Below are 1,456 nucleotides of genomic sequence, written 5' to 3' on the forward strand. Positions count from 1 at the left end.
GCCCGCCAGCAGGGGCAGCAGGCGCTCGACGAGCCGCGTCTTGCCCGACCCGACGGGGCCGCCGATGCCGATCCGCACCGCTCCGCTCATGTCGTCCCTCACTTGATCGTGTACCTGCGGCCCAGGGGGACCTGCGCCATCGGGGTGCTCGTGCACAGCTCGCCGTCGACCTCCACCCGGTAGGTGTCCGGGTCGACGGTGATGGTGGGGAGGTGGTCGTTGCGCAGGAGGTCGGCCTTGGTCAGGCGGCGGCCCCCGGAGCACGCGACCAGCGGCTTGGACAGCCCCAGCCGCTCGCCGAGCCCGGCGCCCAGCGCCGCGGCGGCGACGAAGTTCACCGACACGTCCGAGGGCGTGCGGCCGTAGGCCGCCCACTGCGGCCGGTACCTCAGCGGCTCGCAGGTCATGAGCGAGGCGTTGGCCTCCCCCATGACCGACCAGGCGGGGAATCCACCCTTGAAGACGACCTCGGGCCGGATGCCGAAGAACTTCGGCTCCCACAGGACGACGTCCGCCAGCTTCCCCGGTTCCAGCGAGCCGACGAGGTGGTCGATGCCGAACATGCGGGCCGGGTTGATGGTGAGCTTGGCGAGGTAGCGCAGGACCCGGTGGTTGTCCGCGCCCGTGCCGGCGTCCTCGGGCAGCGCGCCGCGGATGGCGCGCATGTGCGAGGCCAGCTGCCAGGTGCGGGCGATGGTCTCGCCGATGCGGCCCATCCCCTGCGAGTCGGAACCCATGGCCGAGATCGCCCCGAGATCGTGCAGCACGTCCTCGGCCGCGATGGTCTCGCGGCGGATGCGCGACTCGGCGAAGGCGACGTCCTCGGGGATCCGGGGGTTCAGGTGGTGGCAGACCATCACCATGTCGAGGTGCTCGTCGAAGGTGTTGAGCGTGTAGGGGTTGGTGGGGTTCGTCGACGAGGGCAGGCAGTTCGCCTCGCCGACGACGCGCATGATGTCCGGGGCGTGCCCACCCCCGGCGCCCTCGGAGTGGTAGGTGTGGATGGTGCGGCCGGCGATCGCCGCCATGGTGTCCTCGTAGAAACCCGCCTCGTTGAGGGTGTCGGAGTGGATCTGCACCTGCAGGTCCAGCTCGTCGCCCGCGTCGAGGGAGGCGCGGATCGCCGCGGGGGTCGCCCCCCAGTCCTCGTGGATCTTGTAGCCGATCGCCCCGGCGAGCCCCTGCTCGATCAGCGGCGCGGTGTGGGCGGCACTGCCGTTGGCCAGGAAGCCGAAGTTGACGGGGAAGGCCTCGACGGCGCGGAGCATGCGCGCAAGGTTCGTCGGCCCGGAGCTGGTGATGCCGACGGTGACGGGGCCGAGGCCCCCGCCGATCATCGTGGTGATGCCGCTGGAGACGGCCTCCTCGACGAGCCCGACGCTGTCGAAGTGCACGTGGACGTCGATGGCCCCCGCGGTGGCGATCATGCCCTCGCCGGAGCGGACGTCGGTGCCCG

At 71.6% G+C, this 1,456-nt stretch carries 1 protein-coding gene; it reads right to left on the reverse strand.

Going from position 1 to position 1,456, the window contains the following annotated elements:
• Positions 1 to 98 precede the first annotated feature (98 nt).
• Positions 99 to 1,456 (reverse strand): urease subunit alpha (locus ABEB16_RS15855; RefSeq protein WP_345713194.1); only part of this gene is annotated, 1,358 nt, incomplete at its 5' end.

Origin of the sequence: Kineococcus glutinatus (assembly GCF_039542765.1) — a bacterium.
GTDB lineage: Bacteria > Actinomycetota > Actinomycetes > Actinomycetales > Kineococcaceae > Kineococcus_A > Kineococcus_A glutinatus.